Origin of the sequence: Aquabacter albus (assembly GCF_040049275.1) — a bacterium.
Lineage (GTDB): Bacteria > Pseudomonadota > Alphaproteobacteria > Rhizobiales > Xanthobacteraceae > Aquabacter.
Genome location: NZ_JBDZDT010000003.1, coordinates 337,488 through 357,170, shown reverse-complemented (window position 1 = coordinate 357,170; position 19,683 = coordinate 337,488). Strand labels below are relative to the sequence as shown.

14 protein-coding genes are annotated in these 19,683 nt (G+C 66.3%); 8 read left to right on the top strand and 6 right to left on the bottom strand.

What is annotated here, in order from left to right; translation table 11 throughout:
* Nucleotides 1-121: 121 nt before the first annotated feature.
* Nucleotides 122-1,954, bottom strand: coding sequence for a M3 family oligoendopeptidase (locus ABLE91_RS08080; protein WP_348930197.1), 1,833 nt, complete (start codon nucleotides 1,952-1,954; stop codon nucleotides 122-124).
* Nucleotides 1,955-2,171: 217 nt separating this feature from the next.
* Here ABLE91_RS08080 and ABLE91_RS08075 point away from each other — a divergent pair, with 217 nt between their 5' ends.
* Both ABLE91_RS08075 and ABLE91_RS08070 read left to right on the top strand, forming a co-directional pair.
* A complete protein-coding gene (locus tag ABLE91_RS08075) occupies nucleotides 2,172-2,867 on the top strand; it encodes a response regulator (protein WP_348930196.1) in 696 nt (231 codons plus the stop codon).
* A gap of 157 nt (nucleotides 2,868-3,024) precedes the next feature.
* Entirely contained in the window at nucleotides 3,025-5,112 is a 2,088-nt protein-coding gene (locus tag ABLE91_RS08070; RefSeq protein WP_348930194.1) for a L,D-transpeptidase scaffold domain-containing protein, read from the top strand.
* A 174-nt stretch (nucleotides 5,113-5,286) separates the two neighbouring features.
* Here ABLE91_RS08070 and ABLE91_RS08065 read toward each other — a convergent pair whose 3' ends face one another.
* Nucleotides 5,287-6,213 (bottom strand): cation diffusion facilitator family transporter, encoded by a 927-nt coding sequence (locus ABLE91_RS08065; protein WP_348930192.1) that lies wholly within the window; start codon nucleotides 6,211-6,213, stop codon nucleotides 5,287-5,289.
* A 498-nt stretch (nucleotides 6,214-6,711) separates the two neighbouring features.
* Between ABLE91_RS08065 and mepK the strand changes: the two genes are divergently transcribed.
* From mepK to cysG, 4 genes are all read left to right on the top strand, one after another.
* Nucleotides 6,712-8,130 (top strand): peptidoglycan L,D-endopeptidase MepK, encoded by a 1,419-nt coding sequence (gene mepK, locus ABLE91_RS08060; RefSeq protein WP_348930190.1) that lies wholly within the window; start codon nucleotides 6,712-6,714, stop codon nucleotides 8,128-8,130.
* 385 nt (nucleotides 8,131-8,515) lie between these two features.
* Nucleotides 8,516-8,857 (top strand): DUF2794 domain-containing protein, encoded by a 342-nt coding sequence (locus ABLE91_RS08055; protein ID WP_348930599.1) that lies wholly within the window; start codon nucleotides 8,516-8,518, stop codon nucleotides 8,855-8,857.
* 198 nt (nucleotides 8,858-9,055) lie between these two features.
* Nucleotides 9,056-12,031: a DNA polymerase I gene (polA, locus tag ABLE91_RS08050; RefSeq protein WP_348930189.1), complete on the top strand. Its 2,976-nt coding sequence runs from the start codon at nucleotides 9,056-9,058 to the stop codon at nucleotides 12,029-12,031.
* 204 nt (nucleotides 12,032-12,235) lie between these two features.
* The gene (cysG, locus tag ABLE91_RS08045) at nucleotides 12,236-13,732 is read left to right on the top strand and encodes a siroheme synthase CysG (protein ID WP_348930188.1); all 1,497 of its coding nucleotides are present in this window, start codon (nucleotides 12,236-12,238) and stop codon (nucleotides 13,730-13,732) included.
* A 98-nt stretch (nucleotides 13,733-13,830) separates the two neighbouring features.
* Here cysG and rpoH read toward each other — a convergent pair whose 3' ends face one another.
* Together rpoH and ABLE91_RS08035 are read right to left on the bottom strand one after the other, a co-directional pair.
* On the bottom strand, nucleotides 13,831-14,730 hold the full coding sequence (gene rpoH / locus ABLE91_RS08040; protein ID WP_348930186.1) for an RNA polymerase sigma factor RpoH: 900 nt from the start codon (nucleotides 14,728-14,730) through the stop codon (nucleotides 13,831-13,833).
* Between the two features lie 116 nt (nucleotides 14,731-14,846).
* Nucleotides 14,847-15,887 carry an RluA family pseudouridine synthase gene (locus ABLE91_RS08035; protein ID WP_348930184.1) on the bottom strand — a complete coding sequence of 347 codons (1,041 nt, stop codon included), beginning with the start codon at nucleotides 15,885-15,887 and terminating at the stop codon, nucleotides 14,847-14,849.
* Here ABLE91_RS08035 and ABLE91_RS08030 point away from each other — a divergent pair.
* On the top strand, nucleotides 15,886-16,230 hold the full coding sequence (locus ABLE91_RS08030) for a hypothetical protein (RefSeq protein ID WP_348930182.1): 345 nt from the start codon (nucleotides 15,886-15,888) through the stop codon (nucleotides 16,228-16,230). The genes ABLE91_RS08035 and ABLE91_RS08030 overlap by 2 nt on opposite strands.
* Before the next feature lie 96 nt (nucleotides 16,231-16,326).
* Here the strand turns inward: ABLE91_RS08030 and ABLE91_RS08025 are convergent, their stop codons facing one another.
* Both ABLE91_RS08025 and trxA read right to left on the bottom strand, forming a co-directional pair.
* Nucleotides 16,327-17,001: an LON peptidase substrate-binding domain-containing protein gene (locus tag ABLE91_RS08025; RefSeq protein ID WP_348930180.1), complete on the bottom strand. Its 675-nt coding sequence runs from the start codon at nucleotides 16,999-17,001 to the stop codon at nucleotides 16,327-16,329.
* A gap of 8 nt (nucleotides 17,002-17,009) precedes the next feature.
* The gene (gene trxA, locus ABLE91_RS08020) at nucleotides 17,010-17,924 is read right to left on the bottom strand and encodes a thioredoxin (protein ID WP_348930178.1); all 915 of its coding nucleotides are present in this window, start codon (nucleotides 17,922-17,924) and stop codon (nucleotides 17,010-17,012) included.
* Between the two features lie 455 nt (nucleotides 17,925-18,379).
* Here trxA and ABLE91_RS08015 point away from each other — a divergent pair, with 455 nt between their 5' ends.
* Nucleotides 18,380-19,672, top strand: coding sequence for an SPM autocatalytic domain-containing protein (locus tag ABLE91_RS08015; protein ID WP_348930177.1), 1,293 nt, complete (start codon nucleotides 18,380-18,382; stop codon nucleotides 19,670-19,672).
* Nucleotides 19,673-19,683 lie beyond the last annotated feature (11 nt).

Sequence of the window (19,683 nt, the reverse complement as noted above, 5' to 3'; positions counted from 1 at the left end):
GGGGAGGGCAGGGGAGGGGGCAGATGCGACCTCTCCTATTTCCCAGCGCTTCCGGCCTTCGGCCGGCCCCCTCCCTAACCCTCCCCCACAAGCGGGAGAGGGAATGGGGCATGGGGAAACCTCACGCCCCCTCCATCTGCTCCAGCTCGGTGATCATGCTGTCGATCAGGTTGAGCCCGGTCTGCCAGAAGGCGGGCTCGCGGGCGTCGAGGCCGAAGGGGGCCAGAAGCTCCGCATGGTGCTTGGTGCCACCCGCCGACAGCATCTCCAGATAGCGCTCCGCAAAGCCCTCCGAGGCGCCCTCATAGACCGCATAGAGCGAGTTCACGAGGCAGTCGCCGAAGGAATAGGCGTAGACATAGAAAGGCGAGTGGATGAAGTGCGGGATGTAGGTCCAGAAGGTCTCGTATCCCGCGCCAAGGTGAATGCCCGGTCCGAGGCTCTCGCTCTGCACCTGCATCCAGAGCGCGTTGATCTGGTCGGCGGTCAGTTCGCCCTTGCGGCGCTCGGTGTGGACGAGACGCTCGAAGGAATAGAAGGCGGTCTGGCGCACCACCGTGTTGATCATGTCCTCCACCTTCTGGGCGAGCATGATCTTGCGGGCTTGGGGCGTCTCCGCATGGCTCAGCAGCTTGCGGAAGGTGAGCATCTCGCCGAACACCGAGGCGGTCTCCGCCAGCGTCAGCGGGGTCGGCGCCATGAGCGCGCCCTGCCGGCCGGCGAGCACCTGATGGACCCCGTGGCCCAGCTCATGGGCGAGCGTCATCACGTCCCGCGGCTTGCCCTGATAGTTGAGCAGCACATAGGGGTGCACGGACGGCACGGTGGGGTGCGCGAAGGCGCCGGGCGACTTGCCCGGCCGCACCGGCGCGTCGATCCAGCTCTTGTCGAAGAAGGTGCGGGCGATGTCCGCCATCTTGGGTGAGAAGGCGCCATAGGCGCCGAGCACCGTGTCGCGCGCCTCGCTCCAGCCGATGTCGCGTGTCTCCACCTTGGGCAGGGGCGCGTTGCGGTCCCAGAATTCCAGCTTGTCCTTGCCGAACCAGTGCGCCTTCAACGTGTAATAGCGATGGGACAGGCGCGGGAAGGAGGCGCGGATGGCGGCCGTCATGGCGTCCACCACTTCCTTCTCCACCCGGTTCGCCAGATGGCGGGAGGCGGCGACATCGTCGAAGCCGCGCCAGCGGTCGGAGATTTCCTTGTCCTTGGCCAGCGTGTTGGTGATGAGGGTGAAGAGCCGCAGATTCTTGGAGAACACCTCCACGAGCGCCTGGCCGGCGGCCTTGCGCACCTCTTCCTTGGTGTCCTGCATCAGGTTGAGCGTGGGCTCGATGGCGAGCTCCTGCCCGTTCACCGAAAAGCGCAGGCTCGACATGGTCTCGTCGAACAGCCGGCCCCAGGCGCCGCGCGAGGGGTTCGATTTCTCGTGGAACAGCTGCTCGATGCGGTCTTCCAGCTGGTAGGGCTTGTCCTTGCGCAGGTCTTCCAGGAACGGGCGGTAATGGCCCAGCGCCGGCTCCGCCATGGCGGCTTCCAGCGCCGCATCGTCCAGCCGGTTCAGCTCCAGCGTGAAGAACAGGAGGTGGGTGGAGGCGTCGGTCAGGCGCTCCTGGATGTCGCCATAGAATTTGGCGCGCGTCTGGTCGGAGGTGTCGCCCGCATAGACGAGGCTACCATAGGAGGAGATGCGCCCGAGAAGGTCGTCGATCTCCTCATAGCGCTTCACCGCCGCGCCGAGCGCTGCGCCGGCTTCAGGCGTCGCCAGCATGTCGGCGAGCTTGCCCTTATAGGCCTCCTCGAACGCCTTGCAGGCGGCATCCGCCTTTTCGAGATCGGCGGCGAGTGCCGGGGAATCCATGGCGGGATAGAGGTCCGCGAGGTTCCATTCGGGCAGGACGTCCGCCTTGGCAGGAGCGGTGGAAAGTTCGGCCGCGAACGTCATGGAAAAAGGCATGAGACCTCCGGCTGGACGGGACCAGGACATGTCAGGACGTTTCTAGAGCGCGATCGTTCCCGTGGGAAGCAGCGCGTCTTTCCGGCCCTCCTCCACAGGCGCAAAGGGCTGGGAGGGGGCATCGCGCAGGACGAATGCGACGACCAACCCTGTGTGTTTAGACTTCTCTTAACCATCACCGGCCAAGCTCGCAGAATCAGCCGGTGTGCGGAGTCCCATGAACGCGCGTGTCCTTGTTGTCGAAGACGATGCCGTGGAAGCGCGCCGTCTTCTCTCCGCCCTCGGCTGCCTCGGCCACTCCTGCGAGCTCGCGGAGGATGGCGATGCCGCGCTGCGGCGCCTTCTCACCGAAGACTTTGACGCCGTGCTGCTGGATCTGGTGCTGCCGGGCCTCGACGGCATGGGGGTGCTGCGCGCCATGCAGGCGCGGGGCATCCAGGTGCCGGTGGTGGCGGCGGTGACCCATGCCGGGCTCGACGCGGTCGAATCGGCGCTCAAGGCCGGCGCTCGGGATTTCGTGGTGAAGCCCGCTGGCGCCCTGCGCCTGAAGGTCGCCATCGCCAATGCGCTGGCCCACGGTGCCCTGACGCGGCGGGAGCCGCTCGCGGCCGCTTCCCGGTCGGCTCACGATTGCGTGCGCTCGCAGATCAAGGTGGTCGATTTCTTCGAGGCCCAGCACGGGGATGAGGAGCCGGCTTCGAGCCTGTCCCTCCTCGATCGCAGCGGCCATGCCCGGCCCTTGGCGCAGCTGGAAAAGGACGTGATCCACGCCGCGCTTGCCCTTTATGGCGGCCGCATGAGCGAGGCGGCCCGCCGGCTCGGCATCGGCCGCTCGACCCTTTACCGCCGCATGGGCGAACTTGGTTTGCCCATGGTGGAACCTGTGGCGCCGCTGTCCGTTGCGGCTGAGTGATGCAAGGTGGACAACGCCGCCACGCCCGTGCTTGTGAGTTGAACTGGCGCGCGGCCAATGCAAGCTCCAGCGGGTGCGCTTCGGCGTTTCGCCTGGGTAGATTCGATACTCGGGCCGCAGGTTCGGTGGTGCGTTTCGACGCGGATGGAGAGGCCCGATGGCCGGTCGTGGGATGAAGGCTCTGTATGTGTTCGCCGTGCTGGCGTCCGGGCTGTCACTGTCGGCCGCCTCGGCGCAGGACGGGGCACGGGCACAGAACGAGCCGGTGAGCGGCTATGCCGGCATGGGCACCGCCGATCCGGCGCCGGCCTCCGGTGGCGATGGTGCGCCCCCGCACCTCCTCGGCGAAGCGCCCAGCCCCGGCGATGCCGCCGGCAAGCAGGAAAAATCCGGCTCCGGCGATCTCGCCTCCGACAAGACGCCGGTCCCCGATCCCAAGCCGGCGGAGATCGCCCCTCCCCAGCAGGCCACAGCTCCCGAGCCGGCTGCCCCCGCTGCGGCTGCCGAGGCGAAGCCGGACACGACCGTGCCCGTGGTGGTGGAACTGCCCTCCGCGCCGGCCGCGCCCACCGGCCTTGATGCCCCGGCCCCACAGAAGGCCGAAGCGCCGACCCCGCCCAACACCAATGCCGGCACCTCCGCCCCGAAGGTCGACGCGCCGAAGACCCAGGCCGCGGAGCAGGCGCCGCCCGCCGATCCGCTGGCCCCCATTTCCGGGGCCATCGCCAAAATGGTGGCGGCTCCGCCCGTGCCCGCCGGCAAGGAGCAGGAAGCCATCGCCGCCTTCTACGGCGCGCGCAGCAATGCCCCGGCCTTCGTGGACCTGAACGGCTACAATGCCCGCGGCAAGGCCATCATCGCCCGCTTCACTGCGGCCGGTGACGATGGGTTGGAGCCCAACGACTACAAGGTCCAGAAGCTCGTCCCGGGCGCCGATGCCGACACGCTGGCGCAGGCGGAGCTGCGGCTTGCCGCGAGCGCGCTGCTCTATGCCCGCCATGCCCAGGCGGGCCGCTTCGATCCGTCCCGCCTCTCCCCGCTCCTGACGCCGACCCGCAGCTTTCCCGATGCGCTCGCCGTGCTGAACACGCTGGCGACCGCGCCCGACGCCGGTGCGGCGCTCGCCGCCTATAACCCGACCCATCCCGGCTATGTGGCGCTGAAGGCGAAGCTCGCCGATGCGCGCAAGGGCACCTCCGCCCGCGCTTTGCCGCGCATCCCGCCCGGCCCGACCCTCAAGCCCGGCGACGTGGACGCCCGCGTTCCCGCTCTGCGCGAGCGGCTGGGCCTCAAGCCCGACAAGAGCCTGAAGAATGACCGGCTCTATGACATCGCGCTCCTGAACGCCGTGCTCGCCTTCCAGGGCACCAGCGGCATGGAGCCGGACGGCCGGGTGGGCGCAGGCACCGTCGAGGCGCTGAACAGCGTTGCGACGCCGGCCGACCGCACGGCGGACATCATCGCCAATATGGAGCGCTGGCGCTGGCTGCCGCGGGATCTCGGCACCACCAACGTGATGGTGAACATCCCGGAATACATGGTCCGCATCAATGATAACGGCCGGATGATCCACGAGACCCGCGTGGTGGTGGGCAAGCCCGATACGGCGACCCCGCTGCTCTCCCACGACATGGAATATATCGTGGTGAACCCCTCCTGGAACATTCCGGTCAGCATCGCCCGCAAGGAGATGCTGCCGAACCTCCAGCGCGACCCCTATTACCTCCAGCGCCAGGGCATCCAGATCGAGCGCAACGGCCGCGCCATCGATCCGGGCGTGGTCAACTGGAATGCGGGCCTCGGCGGCTATTCGTTCCGCCAGCCGCCGGGCGAGCGCAATGCGCTCGGGCGCATCAAGTTCATGTTCCCGAACCAGCACTCGGTCTATCTGCACGACACCCCCTCGCGCAGCCTGTTCGCCAACGAGAAGCGCGCCTTCAGCCACGGCTGCATCCGCGTGCAGGATCCGCTCTCCTTCGGCGAGGTGATCTTCAATCTCGGCCTGCCCAATGACGGCTGGACCGAGGCGAAGATCGGCAAGATGTTCGGCGGGCAGGAGCGCTACATCAACCTGAAGCGCCACATCCCCGTGCACCTCGTCTATTTCACCGCCCTCGTGGACGGTTCCGGCCGGCTCACCATGCGGCAGGACATTTACGGGATCGACGAGAAGGTGAAGGAGCAGCTCGGCCTCGCCGGCCCGCAGCACATGGCCTCCAGCAAGCCCAAGACCGCCACGCGCTGAGGATAATCTTAGGCACTTCACCTCTCCCCGAGGGGGGAGAGGTCGACGCCGCAGGCGGCGGGTGAGGGGGGGGCGGCGCTTCAGGACTGGAGAGGGTGGTTCCCCCTCACCCCAACCCTCTCCCCCGCGGGGAGAGGGTTGGCACGGCGTGTCGGTGTGCCTGCGATACGCAACTCACTCCGCCCATTCCGGGTCGGCAGTGAAGGCGATGGTCAGCCAGCGGTCGGGGCCCTCATCGCCAATCTCCGCGCCGATCTCATCGCGCAGCCGGTCCCAGTATTCGATGGTCTGGGGCGGCAGGCCGGGCGGGACGATGAAAAACAGTTCCACCTGCTTCGCCCGCCCGACCTTGGCGACATAGACGCGATAGGACAGGAAGCCGTAGCGCTGGACCGCGGCCGCCGCCACGGCGTGCACGTGCTCGGTCAAATCGCGCGGCGCGATCAGGAGAATATCCGCGAGGGCCTGCCGCACGGTCGAGACCGGAAGCGGGATGATGACGAGGCACACCATCGCCAGCACCGCGGGATCCACATAGGGCGTCACCCAGGCGAGAGCGGTGCCCTTCATCAGATAGCCGAAGCAGAAGGCCACCAGCAGGGCCGCCGTGATGCCGCCCGACATCATCCAGGCCTTGGCGTCCAGCGCGACGAAGTCCGAGCGCAGCGTGCGGTTGGCCCGCATCGCATAGATCGCCATGGCGGTGCAGGCGATGAGGGTGACCACGGCATAGATGATGGCAAAGCCGAACTTCAGCTCATGGCCGCCGCGCAGCAGGCTGATGACCGCATTGATCAGGGCATAGAGCGACACCGTGATCAGCAGCGTGCCGTTGAGGCCGAGCACGATGGGCTCCAGGTGCCAGAAGCCCGTGGAGAAGCGCGCCTTCAGCCGGCCCGTCGCGGCCCCGCTTCCGGCATAGGAGGCGATCAGCTTGGACACGATCAGGGCCAGGAGGCTCATGCTCGCATCGCCCAGGGCATAGACGCCGTCGAACGTGATGGAGAACGACCCGGAGAGGATGCCGAAGGCAATGCCGAAAAAGGCAACGCCGACCGTGACGATGATGGAGACGCGAAGCAGGCCTTGTTCGGTGCGCATGGTGGGCTCTGGCGGGGAAAGAAGACGAAATGCGAGGGGCTTTTGAGGCCGGGGCAGGGGGCTCGGCGCAGGGTTTGGCCCCCTTGCCGCTGGGGAGGGAGAGGTGCCACCAAGTGATGGCGGAGCCAAGACAGCCGCCACGCCACCGTTAAGATTGTGGAAACCATGGAACCCGAAACGTGTGTATCCACACGGGTTCTAAATCGGATTCCTCAGCATTATTGCAGCGTTAGCGCTTGCGTGTGATTTTTTTAGCACGGGGAACCGGCACGTTTTCGCCACACTCGGCTTTTACTCACGTGGCCGTGACCAATGTGCCGACCAAGAAAGTGGGCGCATCGGGCAGGGGGGAGCGGGGCGTCAACACGCCCTTAACCGAACCCGACAAGACTCTGTTGAGCTTCGCGTCGCGCGCTCCGGTGCGCGACAGAGATAGACCTGAGCCTCGGGTTCGCCACATTGCAAATTCTCCAGCGTATCCCCGTCCTTGTCAGAGCCGTGGCGGCCAGTCGCCGGACCCAGGCCTTTGCCGCCGCGCTCACCGTGATCCTCACAGGGACGAGTTCGCTTCAGAATGCCGTCGCCAATGGCGATACCCGCACGCTCTATATTGAGAATGCCCACACCGGCGAAAGCGGGTCCTTCACCTTCAAGAAGGACGGACGCTACGACCAGGAGGTGCTGAAGAAGCTCAACTGGATCGCGCGCGACTGGCGCAAGAACGAACCCACCGACATGGACCCCGAGCTGTTCGACCTCATCTGGGAGGTCTATCGGGAAGTGGACGCGAAGAACGGCATCCAGCTTCTGTGCGGATACCGCTCGCCCGGCACCAACGCCATGCTGCGCGCCAGGTCCAAGGGGGTGGCGGAGCAGAGCCAGCACACCCGCGGCAAGGCCATGGACTTCTTCATTCCCGGCGTGAACCTCGCCGAACTGCGCGCCACGGGCCTGCGCATGCAGCGCGGCGGCGTCGGCTTCTACCCCTCTTCCAACTTCGTCCACATGGACACCGGCAGCGTGCGCATGTGGCCGCGCATGACCCACGACCAGCTGGTGAAGGTGTTCCCGGACGAGAAGACCGTCCATGTGCCCGCCGACGGCAAGCCGCTGGCGCGCTACAAGGAAGCCCTGGCCGAGCTTGAGAACAGCAGCCGCACGGTGGCGGTCGCCTCCAACGATGCGGGCGAGGGCATCCGCAAATTCTTCGCCTCCCTGTTCAGCGCCAAGAAGAGCGTGGACGAGGAAGAGGACGAGGCCGCGCCCGCCACCACCAAGGTGGCCTCCCGCGGCAAGGCTGCGCCCAAGTCCGACGAGGTTCCGGACGAGGCGCCGGCCTCCGCCTCGGTCAAGGTGGCCGCCGCGCCGCTGCCCACCGCCCGCCCGGCCGAGATCGCCGCCGCCATCATCACCGCCCAGGCGGTGGTCGCCCCGCTTCCCGCCGCCCCGCTGCCGCTGCGCCGTCCGGGCTTTGCCGACACCATGGTGACCGCCAGCGCGGTGCCCACCCCGCCGCCTCTGCCGGCGGTGATCACGCGCGGCGCCCGGGGTGATTCGCCCGAGGCCCTGCTGTCCTATGCGCCGTCCACCGGCGACATGGATGCGAACCGCTCGCTCTCCCACAACCTCATCGCCGCGCCGGCCCTCCAGCAGCGCCAGAAGGCCAAGGCCGCGGAGATTCCGTTCGGGCGGCTGTTCGTGGCCCCGGCCCTCACGGCGGAACCCTATCTTCGCACGCCTGAACTGCGGGTCTTCACCGCCTTCATGACGCCGCCGAAGATGGCGGTGGCTACCGGCTTCTCGGCGGACGCCACCAACGGGCTCTCCACCACGCGCTTCACGGGCACCGCCATGGCGGCCCTGCCGGTCTATGTGTTCGGTGCCCCCGGCACCAAGGTGGCCCAGCGCGCGCAGTAAGCCGCCTGGGCCTTTGGCCCGGCTCTGTTTCAGCCAGCATCCGGACAAAGAAAAAGGCCGCTGAAAGCGGCCTTGGAGGGTCCATGTTGATGGTGCGTAGCAGTGGCCGGTTCGCTCGTCACCCCGGGGGGCTGGGGGGCTGGGATAGACCGGAGCAACCGCGAACCGGCCCTGCTACGTGAGTGAATATGATCGCCGCCAGGGGCGAGGAGGGGGCCGAAAAGCGACCATAGTGTGATTTTCGTTGACGTCCCTGTGAAGCAGTCCTTCAGCCGGCTCTGAACGGCCTTGCCACACGCGCCCACCGGAGGGATCATGCATCCCATCGCGCGCCAGAGGAGGCCCGATGGGAGAGATCGAACCTATACGCCGAGCGGGCAGCGGGATGACCCTCGCCGGCCCGCAGCCCCTGTCAGGCACGCCCGCTCCCGCGCGCGTGACGTTCGACCGTCGCGAGCTTGACCGCATCCTCGATCTCTACGGGCGCATGGTGGCCGCCGGCGAATGGCGCGACTACGCCATCGATTTCCTGAAGGACAAGGCGGTGTTCTCCATCTTCCGCCGCGCCTTGGACGTGCCGCTCTACCGCATCGAGAAGGACCCCAAGCTGGCGCGCCGCCAGGGGGAATATTGCGTCGTCTCCCAGACCGGCCTGATCCTGAAGCGCGGCCACGAACTGCCGCGAGTGCTCGCGGTGCTGGAAAAGCCGCTGCGGACAGTGGGGTAGGGGGCGTTTCTCCTCCTTGCTGTCATGGCCGGGCTTGAGCCGGCCATCTCTCTCAGGACCGATACGAGAGCCCGGCGCCAAGGATGGCGGGAGATCCCCGGATCAAGTCCGGGGATGACAGTGCTTCCCTGCTTCGGCCGAGGGTTGTCCCCGGCGCACCGCTCGGGCATCGTGCGCGCCGCTAAAATGGAACCCCCGATGTCCGCAGCTCCCCGTCCCATCCAGCCCGGCGACCATGTCTTCCTGGTGGACGGGTCCTCCTTCGTCTTCCGCGCCTATTTCCAGTCCATCAACCAGGACCGGAAGTACAATTTCCGCTCGGACAAGCTGCCGACGGGCGCGGTGCGGCTGTTCTGCACCAAGCTGTTCCAGTTCATCCGCGAGGGGGCGGTGGGCATCAAGCCGACCCATCTCGCCATCATCTTCGACAAGTCCGAGGATTCGTTCCGCAAGGCGCTCTATCCCGCCTACAAGGCCAACCGCTCCGACCCGCCGGACGAGCTGATCCCCCAATTCCCCCTCATGCGCGAGGCGGTGCGGGCCTTCGGCCTCATCCCGGTGGAGATGGAGCGCTACGAGGCCGACGACCTCATCGCCACCTATGCCACCCAGGCCGCCGCAGCGGGGGCGGACGTGCTGGTGGTCTCGGCGGACAAGGACCTGATGCAGATCGTCGGCGAGCGCGTCGCCATGTACGACCCGGCCTCGGGCGAGGCGGGCGGGCGCGGCGCGCGGCCGGAGCGGCGCATCGGCGTGCCGGAGGTGCTGGAATATTTCGGCGTGCCGCCGGAGATGGTGACCGACGTTCAGGCGCTGGCGGGGGATTCCACCGACAATGTGCCCGGCGTCCCCGGCATCGGCATCAAGACCGCCGCGACGCTCCTGAAGGAATATGGCGACCTTGAAACTCTGCTGGCCCGTGCCCCCGAGATCAAGCAGGAGAAGCGGCGGCAGTCGCTGATCGAGCATGCGGAAGCCGCCCGCATCTCCAAGAAGCTGGTGACACTGGTCTGCGACGTGGCGGTGGAAGTGCCGCTGGAAAACCTGGTGCTGGAGAATCCGGACGGTAAGCGCCTCGTCTCTTTCCTGAAGGCCATGGAATTCACCACCATCACCCGCCGCGCCGCGGAGGCGTTTGGGGTGGAGGCGTCCGAGATCGAGCCGGACCCGGCGCTCGCGCCCGGCGCGCCCGTGGGCTTCACGCCGCCGCTCGCGGAGCCCGACATGGCCCCGTCCCCGGCGGCCGCTGTTCCCACAGGGCGGCCGGACGTGCTGGAGCCGTCCGACCTTGCGGCGTCACGCGCACAGGAGGCGCGCAGCACCAAGGTGGACCGCTCGCTCTACAAGACCATCATGGACCTTGGGGAGCTTCAGGCGTGGTGCGCCAAGGCGGTGGACCAGGGCTTCGTCGCCTTCGACACCGAGACCACCGGCATCGACCCGCAACAGGCGGATCTCGTCGGCGTTTCCCTCGCTCTGGCGGCCAATGAGGCCTGCTACATCCCGCTCGCCCATGTGGGGGCGGGGGATGGCCTGTTCAGCGAGGGCAAGCTGCCCGGACAGATCCCTTTTGAGGCCGCCATCGCCGCGCTGAAGGGGATGCTGGAGGACAAGGGCACCCTGAAGATCGGGCACAACATCAAATATGATGCCTCTATCCTCGCCCGTTACGGCGTCAATGTCTGGCCGTTCGACTGCACCATGTGCATGTCCTATGCGCTGGATGCCGGGCGCAACAATCACGGCATGGACGACCTCTCGGTGCGCCATCTCGGCCACCAGCCCATCGCTTTCACGGAGGTGGCGGGCAAGGGCAAGGGGCAGGTGACGTTCGACAAGGTGGCCCTCGAGGCCGCCACCGCCTATGCGGCGGAGGATGCGGACGTGACGCTCCGCCTGTGGCGGGTGCTGAAGCCGCGCCTGCCGGCGGACGGCATGACCACGGTCTACGAGACCCTGGAGCGGCCGCTCATTCCCGTTCTGGCGCGCATGGAGGCGCGCGGCGTCTCCATCGACCGCAATATGCTTTCGCGCCTCTCCAGCGAGTTCGCGCAAGGGGCGGCGCGGGTGGAGGACGAGATCGCGGAACTGGCCGGCGAGCGGCTGAATGTGGGCTCCCCCAAGCAGATGGGCGACATCCTGTTCGGCAAGATGGGCCTGCCGGGCGCCACCAAGACCCCTACGGGCGCGTGGTCCACCAAGGCGAACGTGCTGGAGGAGCTGGCCGAGGCCGGCCATAAGCTGCCCCAGAAGATCCTGGAATGGCGCCAGCTCGCCAAGCTCCGCTCCACCTATACGGACGCGCTCCCTGGCTATGTGAATGCGCGCACCAACCGGGTCCATACCGGCTATGCGCTCGCCGCCACCACCACGGGCCGGCTCTCCTCCTCCGAGCCGAACCTCCAGAACATCCCCATCCGCACCGAGGAAGGCCGGCGCATCCGCAAGGCGTTCGTGGCGGAGCCGGGCAACCTCCTGGTCTCGGCGGATTATTCCCAGATCGAGCTGCGGCTCCTGGCCGAGATCGCGAACATTCCGAGCCTGCGGCAGGCGTTCCAGGACGGGCTCGACATCCATGCCATGACCGCTTCCGAAATGTTCGGCGTGCCGGTGGAGGGCATGCCGAGCGAAGTGCGCCGGCGGGCCAAGGCCATCAATTTCGGCATCATCTACGGCATCTCGGCCTTCGGTCTCGCCAACCAGCTCGGCATTCCGCGCGAGGAGGCGGGAACCTATATCCGCCGCTATTTCGAGCGCTTCCCCGGCATCCGCGCCTATATGGACGAGACCCGCTCCTTCTGCCGGGAGCACGGCTATGTGACGACCCTGTTCGGGCGCCGCTGCCACTATCCCGACATCTCCTCGTCCAACCCCTCGGTGCGTGCCTTCAACGAGCGTGCGTCCATCAATGCGCGACTCCAGGGCACTGCGGCGGACATCATCCGTCGGGCCATGATCCGCATGGAGGGGGCGCTGGCGAAGGCGAAGCTCTCCGCCCGCATGCTGCTGCAGGTGCACGACGAACTGGTGTTCGAGGTGCCCGAGGCCGAGGTGGAGGCGACGCTGCCCGTGGTGCGCGAGGTGATGGAGCAGGCTTCGCTGCCAGCGGTGGCTTTGTCGGTGCCCTTGAGGGTGGACGCGCGGGCGGCGGCGAACTGGGACGAGGCGCATTGAGCACTCGCCCCTTCGGGGCCTGTCTTGCCGAACCCTTCGCATGCGCACACATTGAAAGATCGAACAGCACCCACAAGAACCGCCGTCATCCCCAGACTCGATCCGGGGATCCACGCGGTTCCGCAGGATGCCACTTGCGGATGGCCGTGGATGGCCGGATCAAGTCCGGCCATGACGATGTCTCTAAAGGGATAGGTTGTGAACATGGCCCCTCCGGCCGAGACGGACGGCACCCCCCGCACCCCGCGCGAGAACCGCGGCGGGCGCATGGAGAAGCTCGCCCGCCTGCCGGTCTTCTTCGCGCTGGCCGGCAAGCCCGTGGTGGTGGCCGGAGGCTCCGAGCCGGCGGCGTGGAAGGCGGAACTGCTCTCCGCCACCGGGGCGGCCGTTTCCGTCTTCTCCGCCGCGCCTTGCGAGGAGATGCATGCGCTGGTGGCAAACCCGCCCGGCGGCGCGGTGACCATCATCGCGCGCTCTTGGGATGCGGCGGACCTCAACGGCGCGGCCCTCGCCATCGCCGATGCCGGGGATGACGAAGAGGCCGCCCGCTTCGCCGCCGCCGCCCGCGCGGCCGGCGTGCCGGTGAACGTGGTGGATCGGCCGGCCTTCTGCGATTTCGCCTTCGGCGCCATCGTCAACCGCTCTCCCCTCGTGGTGGGTATCTCCACGGACGGCGCGGCGCCGGTGTTCGGCCAGGCCATCCGCGCCAAGATCGAGGCGCTGCTGCCGCTGGGCTTCCGCAAATGGGCGCAGGCGGCGCAGGACTGGCGCGCGGCGGTCTCCGCCATGGGCCTCTCCTTCCACGCCCGCCGCAGCTTCTGGGAGGGCTTTGCCGCCCGCGCGCTCTCAGCGCCGGAGCGCGTGCCCACCGAGGATGACCGCCGCTCCCTCTTCGCCGCCGCCGAGACCGCGCGCGCCACGCCGGACACGGGCTCCGTGGTGCTGGTGGGCGCGGGGCCAGGCGATCCCGAACTTCTCACGCTCAAGGCCGTGCGCGCGCTGCAATCGGCCGAAGTGGTGCTCTACGATGACCTCGTTTCATCGGAGGTGCTGGATTTCGCCCGGCGCGAGGCGAAGAAGATGCTGGTGGGCAAGACCGGTTACCGCCCCTCCTGCAAGCAGGACGACATCAACGCGCTCATGGTGCAGCTCGCCAAGGAAGGCCGCCGGGTGGTGCGCCTGAAGGGCGGCGACCCCATGATCTTCGGCCGGGCCGGGGAGGAGATTTCCGCCTGCCGCGCGGCCGGCGTGCCGGTGGAGGTGGTGCCGGGGATTTCGTCGCCCCAGGGTGCGGCGGGGCGGCTCGTAACCTCGCTAACCCATCGCGACCATGCGCGGCGGCTGCAATTCGTCACCGCCCATGCGCGCGACGGCAAGCTCCCGAAGGATCTGGACTTCAAGGCCCTGTCGGACCCGGCGGCCACCACGGTGGTCTACATGCCGCGCCGGACCTTGGCGGATCTCGTCACGCACCTTGCGGAAGCGGGCATCGACCTTCAGACGCCTGCGCTCGCCGTCTTCTCGGCCACCCGGCCCGAGGAGGTGGTGGTCTCCGCGCCCCTCGACCGCCTCGCCGGAGAGGTGGAGATCGCGGTGGAGGCGGGGGCGAAGGGGCCGTGCCTCGTCATCTATGGGCATGCGCTGGCGGAAGGCGCGGCGGTTGAAGCCGCAGGGCTTGACCGGGAGCGCCGGACCGTTTGAGCGCACGCGCCAGACCCTCGAAGCGCTTCAGCTCACTCCCAGATCATAAAAAAACCGGGCCGCAGGGCCCGGTTTTTTGTTTTCAGCAGATGGGCGGCTCACACCGGCTCCACCTCGGGCTCCTCGAGCGCCTTGACGCGGTCCACGACCGCCTTCTGCACTTTCTCGAACGCGCGCACCTCGATCTGGCGCACCCGCTCGCGGGAGACGCCGAACTCGGCCGCCAGCTCTTCCAGCGTCACCGGGTCGTCGGAGAGGCGGCGCGCCTCGAAGATGCGGCGCTCGCGCTCGTTCAGCACGGTGAGGGCGCCGGCGAGCGCCGTGCGGCGGTTCTCCAGTTCCTCGCTTTCCGCAAGATTGCTTTCCTGGTCGTCATGCTCGTCGACTAGCCAGTCCTGCCACTCGCCGCCGCCTTCCCCGTCCTCGCGCAGGGGCGCGTTGAGGGAAGCGTCGCCCGAGAGGCGGCGGTTCATGTCCACCACTTCCTGCTCGGTGACGCCCAGCTTGGTGGCGATCACCTTCACCTGATCTGGGCGAAGATCGCCCTCTTCCAGGGCCGAGATCTGGCTCTTGGCCTTGCGCAGGTTGAAGAACAATTTCTTCTGCGCCGCCGTGGTGCCCATCTTCACGAGGCTCCACGACCGCAGGATGTATTCTTGAATCGAGGCGCGGATCCACCACATGGCATAAGTGGCGAGGCGGAACCCCTTTTCGGGTTCGAAACGCTTCACCGCCTGCATGAGGCCCACATTGCCCTCGGAGATCACCTCGGATATGGGCAGGCCATAGCCGCGGTATCCCATGGCGATCTTCGCCACGAGGCGAAGATGGCTGGTGACGAGCCGGTGGGCGGCGTCGCGGTCCCCATGCTCGCGCCAGCTCTTGGCGAGCATGTATTCTTCCTGCGGCTCCAACATGGGGAACCGCCGGATCTCTTCCAGATACCTGCTCAGCCCGCCTTCGGCAGACGGGATGGGCACATGGTTCGACTGGGCCATAAGCGGCCTCCTAGCATCGCGGCCCCGCTTTCGGCAGCCACATCAGCGGCCGCTGAGCGCCGGCCGCAACCAAGCAGCATATAGCTTGCAACGGGCTTGCGAAAGATTTGATCCCCTCACGTCGCCGCGAGTGCAGTGCGCAATTCCCTTAGCTCCTGCGGCAAAGGGCTCTCGAAGCTGAGAATCTTGCCCGTCTTGGGATGGACAAAACCCAGCCGCGCCGCATGGAGCGCCTGCCGGCCGAGGCCGTTCAGGGCGGTTTTCGCGTCCTCCGGCAGCCGCGTCAGCTTGGTACGGAAGCCCAGGCCATAGACCTCGTCCCCCAGAAGCGGATGGCCGATATGGGCCATATGGACGCGGATCTGGTGGGTGCGCCCGGTCTCCAGCTGGCATTCCACCAGGGATGCCACCGGCGCGCCGGAGGTATCGCAGAACGTCTCCTTGAGCCGCCAATGGGTCACCGCCTGCCGGCCGCTCTGGCGCACGGCCATCTTCACGCGGCTGGCCGGGTGGCGGTCGATTGGGGCGTCCACCATTCCACGCTGGTCCGGCACGCCCCAGACGAAGGCGAGATAGGCCCGGTCCAGATCGCCGGTGCGGCCGTGGTCCGCGAACTGGGCGGCCAGCGCCTTGTGGGCGGCGTCGGTCTTCGCCACCACGAGGAGGCCGGACGTGTCCTTGTCCAGCCGGTGGACGATGCCCGGCCGCTTGACCCCTCCGATGCCGGACAGGCTGTCGCCGCAATGGTGCAGCAGCGCGTTCACCAGCGTGCCGGACCAGTTGCCGGGCGCGGGATGCACCACGAGGCCCGCCGGCTTGTCGATGACGATGAGCTGGGCGTCCTCATGGACGATCCGGAGCGGGATGGCCTCGGGCAAAGGTTCGGCGGGCTCGGGGGCGGGCACGCGCAGGGTCAGGACATCCCCGGCATTGACCCGCTCGGCCGCGTCTCCTACCACTCTCGCGCCGTTCTCCACCCGCCCCTCCGTCACGAGGCGCTGGATGCGGGTGCGGCTCAAGGGGGCGAGGCGGGCGGCCAGCAGCCGGTCTGTGCGCTCCCCGGCCTCCTCGGCGGAGACGGCGACTTCGTGCACCTCGTCCGCCGCCTCGGTGGCGACATCGAGCGCGTCGTCGTTCTCGAAATCAGGTTGATCCATGTTTCTCAGTCCGCCCGAACCCGACACTCAGGATCCCCTCTCGCCGGAGCAGGAGCGGGTGCTGCGCAAGGTCCGGCGCTTTTCCTCGGTTTCGATCCTGATCATGGTGCTGGGGCTTGCCTCGGTGTTCGGCGTCATTGCCTATCGCATGCTGCGTGCCAAGTCGGTGAGCCCCGGGGAGATCACCGCCACCCTGCCGAAGGGCGCGCATATCGTCTCCACGGCGGTGTCCGGAGACCTTCTGGTGCTGACGCTGGACATTGGCGGCACGGTTGAAATCCGCACCTTCCACCTCGCCACCCTGGCGCCGGCCGGGCGCCTGAGGTTCGCGGCGGAGCCTTAGCTTTTCTTCTCCGTCATCCCCGGGCCTGACTCGGGGATCTCCCAGGATTGAGAGAGATGGCTGGGTCAAGCCCGGCCATGACGGCTACGATACGCGCTATTGAAGCGACGGCTCGCCGTCGTCTCCCGGCATGCGGGCGAGCATCATCTGCGTGATGGCCACCAGCATGTCGGCCCGCTCCTTCAGGTCCTTCGCCTCCAGCAGCGCCTGCTTTTCCAGCGCGCCATAGGGCGACATCACGGAGAGCGCGTTCACCAGCGTCTCGGTGCCCGCCTGCTGGATGCCGTCCCAGTCCGCTTCCAGCTTGTTGGCTTCAAGAAAGTCCGCCAGGGCGCCCAGCAGCGCGGAGCGGTCCACCTTGTCCTCACCCACGCCTTCGTCGAAATCGCCGGCGAAGGGGAGGGCGTCGACGCGGCATTGCCTATAGGGCGTGGTGGCGGCCATCTCCTCGACGATCTTCACCCGGCAGATGCCGGTGAGGGTGACGAGGTAGCGCCCGTCGCCGGTCTCGGCGAACTGGGTGATGCGGCCGAGGCAGCCCACCTGGAACAGATGCGGCCCGCGCGCATCCTCAGGCTTCGATTCATCCGGCTGCACCATGACGATGATGCGCTCGCCTGCCAGGGCGTCGTCCACCATTTCCAGGTAGCGCGGCTCGAAGATGTTCAGCGGCAGCTCGGCGCGCGGCAGCAGCAGCGCGCCGGAGAGCGGGAAGACGGGCACGACCGCCGGAACGTCGCCGGGGGCGTGGTATGAGCGATGGGCGGCCACGATTTTCCTTATGAGAACAGGATGGTCGAGAGCTTCCTGCGCCCGGCCACGGTATGGGGGTCGGTGGGCCCCCACGCCTCGAAGAATTGCAGAAGCTGCTTGCGCGCGCCGTCCTCGTTCCAGGCGCGGTCGCGCTTCACGATGTCGAGGAGGTGCTGGAGCGCGAGATCGCGCTTGTTGCGCGCATTGAGCGCCAGAGCGAGATCGAACCGGGCCTGATGATCGGCCGGATCGGCGGCGATGGCGGCTTCGAGCGGCGCGATATCGCCGAGGGAGGCGGCCTGCTCGGCCAGTTCCAGCGCCGCGCGGGCGGCGGAAACGGCGGTGTCGTTCTCCTTGCCGGGGGGCACCATGGCGAGCGTGGCCTTGGCCTGCTCCAGCGCGCCGCCCAGCACCTGGGCGCGCACGAGGCCGCCAAGGGCCTTCAGGTTTTCCGGCTCCTCGGCCAGCACATGGGCGAAGATTTCCGCCGCGCCGGGGGCATCGCCCTCGGTGAGCGCCTGCTCGCCGGCGGCGAGGATCTCGGCCACATCCGCATCCACCGCGCCGCCCAGGAGGCGCTCGATGAAGCTTTTCACCTGGCCTTCGGGCAGGGCGCCCATGAAGCCGTCAACCGGCTGGCCGTTCACGAAGGCATAGACGGCGGGGATGGACTGTATGCCGAGCCGGCCGGCAATGGCCGGGTGCTCGTCGATATTCATCTTGGCAAGCTTCACCTTGCCCTTGGCGGCCTTCACCGCCTTCTCGATCACCGGGCCCAGGGTCTTGCACGGGCCGCACCAGGGCGCCCAGAAGTCCACCAGCACCGGGCGGCGCCGCGATTCTTCGATCACGTCGGCCATGAAGGTCTGGGTGGTGGTGTCGATGACGAGATCGTCGGCGTCCGCCACCGTGCCGTTCACTTCGCCCTGGTTGAGCAGCATGTGTCCTCGTCCTTAGAAAAGCCTCGCGCCGTGCGCGCCCTTTAAATGGGGCGCCAAGCCGCGAACGCAATCGCCGCAAGAGCTTCTAGAGCGCCGGAGGCCCGGAGGGAAGCTCTGCGGCCCGCGATCGTCACGGCAGGGCTGACCCGGCCGCCTGTTCCGCCTTGTTCCGGAGAGATCCAGGTCCGCGTCAAGGCGCTGAACGGCGGCAAGAGGATGCGCGAAGGGAGTGCGCTACATTATTTTGGCGGCAAAATAGATCGTGCGTGAATCTACGGAATATCGCGTGATTGATGACAAATTTAATAAGAAATATGATGTATCTGCGGCAAATCATCGAATAATTTTTCTGGCGTGTTTCAAGTTATCGCCATCGCATGTAAAAAATAGGATGGATTGAAGTCGGGGGAATTGATAAATTTCTTAGAAATTCTTTCTCTGTGCGGGTGGAGAAAATGACTGCCGTATTAGATCAGTTAAGGGGTGCTTTCGCATCATACAAGCGCGGGGTGCTTCCTGGTGGATACGTCCGTGTTGAAGGCCTGAACTATAGTGACGGCAATACAGGTCTTTTTACTGAAGTTTATATTAAAGATAACTCCATCATCGTTTCGTTTCGTGGAACCGATGACGCGGCAGATGCTTCGTGTAATTTGGGTATGGGCTGGCCGCAGTATGAAAAAAATAGATCTCAAGTCCAGGCCATTATCGACCGGGCGGCAAATCTTGGAGGTCAGGTTCACCTGACGGGGCACAGCCTGGGCGGCGCTATAACGCAGTTTGCCCTGTACGAATATGCTTTGAGAGATCCAGCTAATCTCCGATCTATTTCATTTTCAACATGGAACAGCTTGGGAGGGTGCTGGGGTTTACGGGGTGGGTATGGGGATTTGTACGATAATTCGTCGTTGAGTCAGTTTGATGGATATCATTATATACATATCAAAGACTTTGTGGGGCGCTTAGGAGGCGACCATGTGGGAGGGCGAACGGTTATGCTCTCGTCGCTCGGGAACGAGCGGCTCTCTCTGATCGAGGCGCATGGGATCGCGGCCCTCAAGCAATCATTGGAGCAAGGCACTCACGAAGGTCGTCCCGATTACATCTCGATCAGTGAGTTTGGGAAGGAGTTCGTTTGCGGTATTTCTCAATTTCTATTGAAGAATAATTATGGAAAAATAAAAGAAACCATAGATAATTTTAAGAACTGGCCGAAAGAACAAAGAATTGAAATACTTAAAGATTTTTTGATTTTGATCGATAATATCCAAGATAAATACGAAACGGAAAGACTTCTGCCGCCGGGCTGGCTGTCTGACACGCTAGACGCCGTGATGATGGGGGCGATCCAGGGGCTTGAAGACGTCCTCCGAAACCGACTCCGTCGCCTGATCGAACCCGCCGTCATCGATCGAGACGGCATCGATCTCGTCGCCCGAACTGATGAGGATGCCGTTTTCGCCGAACTGCACGTCCGGATGGATGCGGATGGCGGTGGCGAGACCGATGCCGGCGAACTTCTCGCTATGGCGCCGGCAGGATTGGGATCGATTGATCTGCGCTTTACCACCTTGAGTTCCACCCCAGAGGGCAACCGCATCCACGAGCAGTCGACCTTTGAGAAGACCAGCGGCAAGGCCGGCACTGTCGCCGACGGCCGCATCGACGTCGACAATGCCCTAACGCTGCGTGATGCTGCCTCCTCTGGCGAGCCGATAGGCGATGCACGTCCCGGCATGCGTGACTAGGTGGTGCAGGC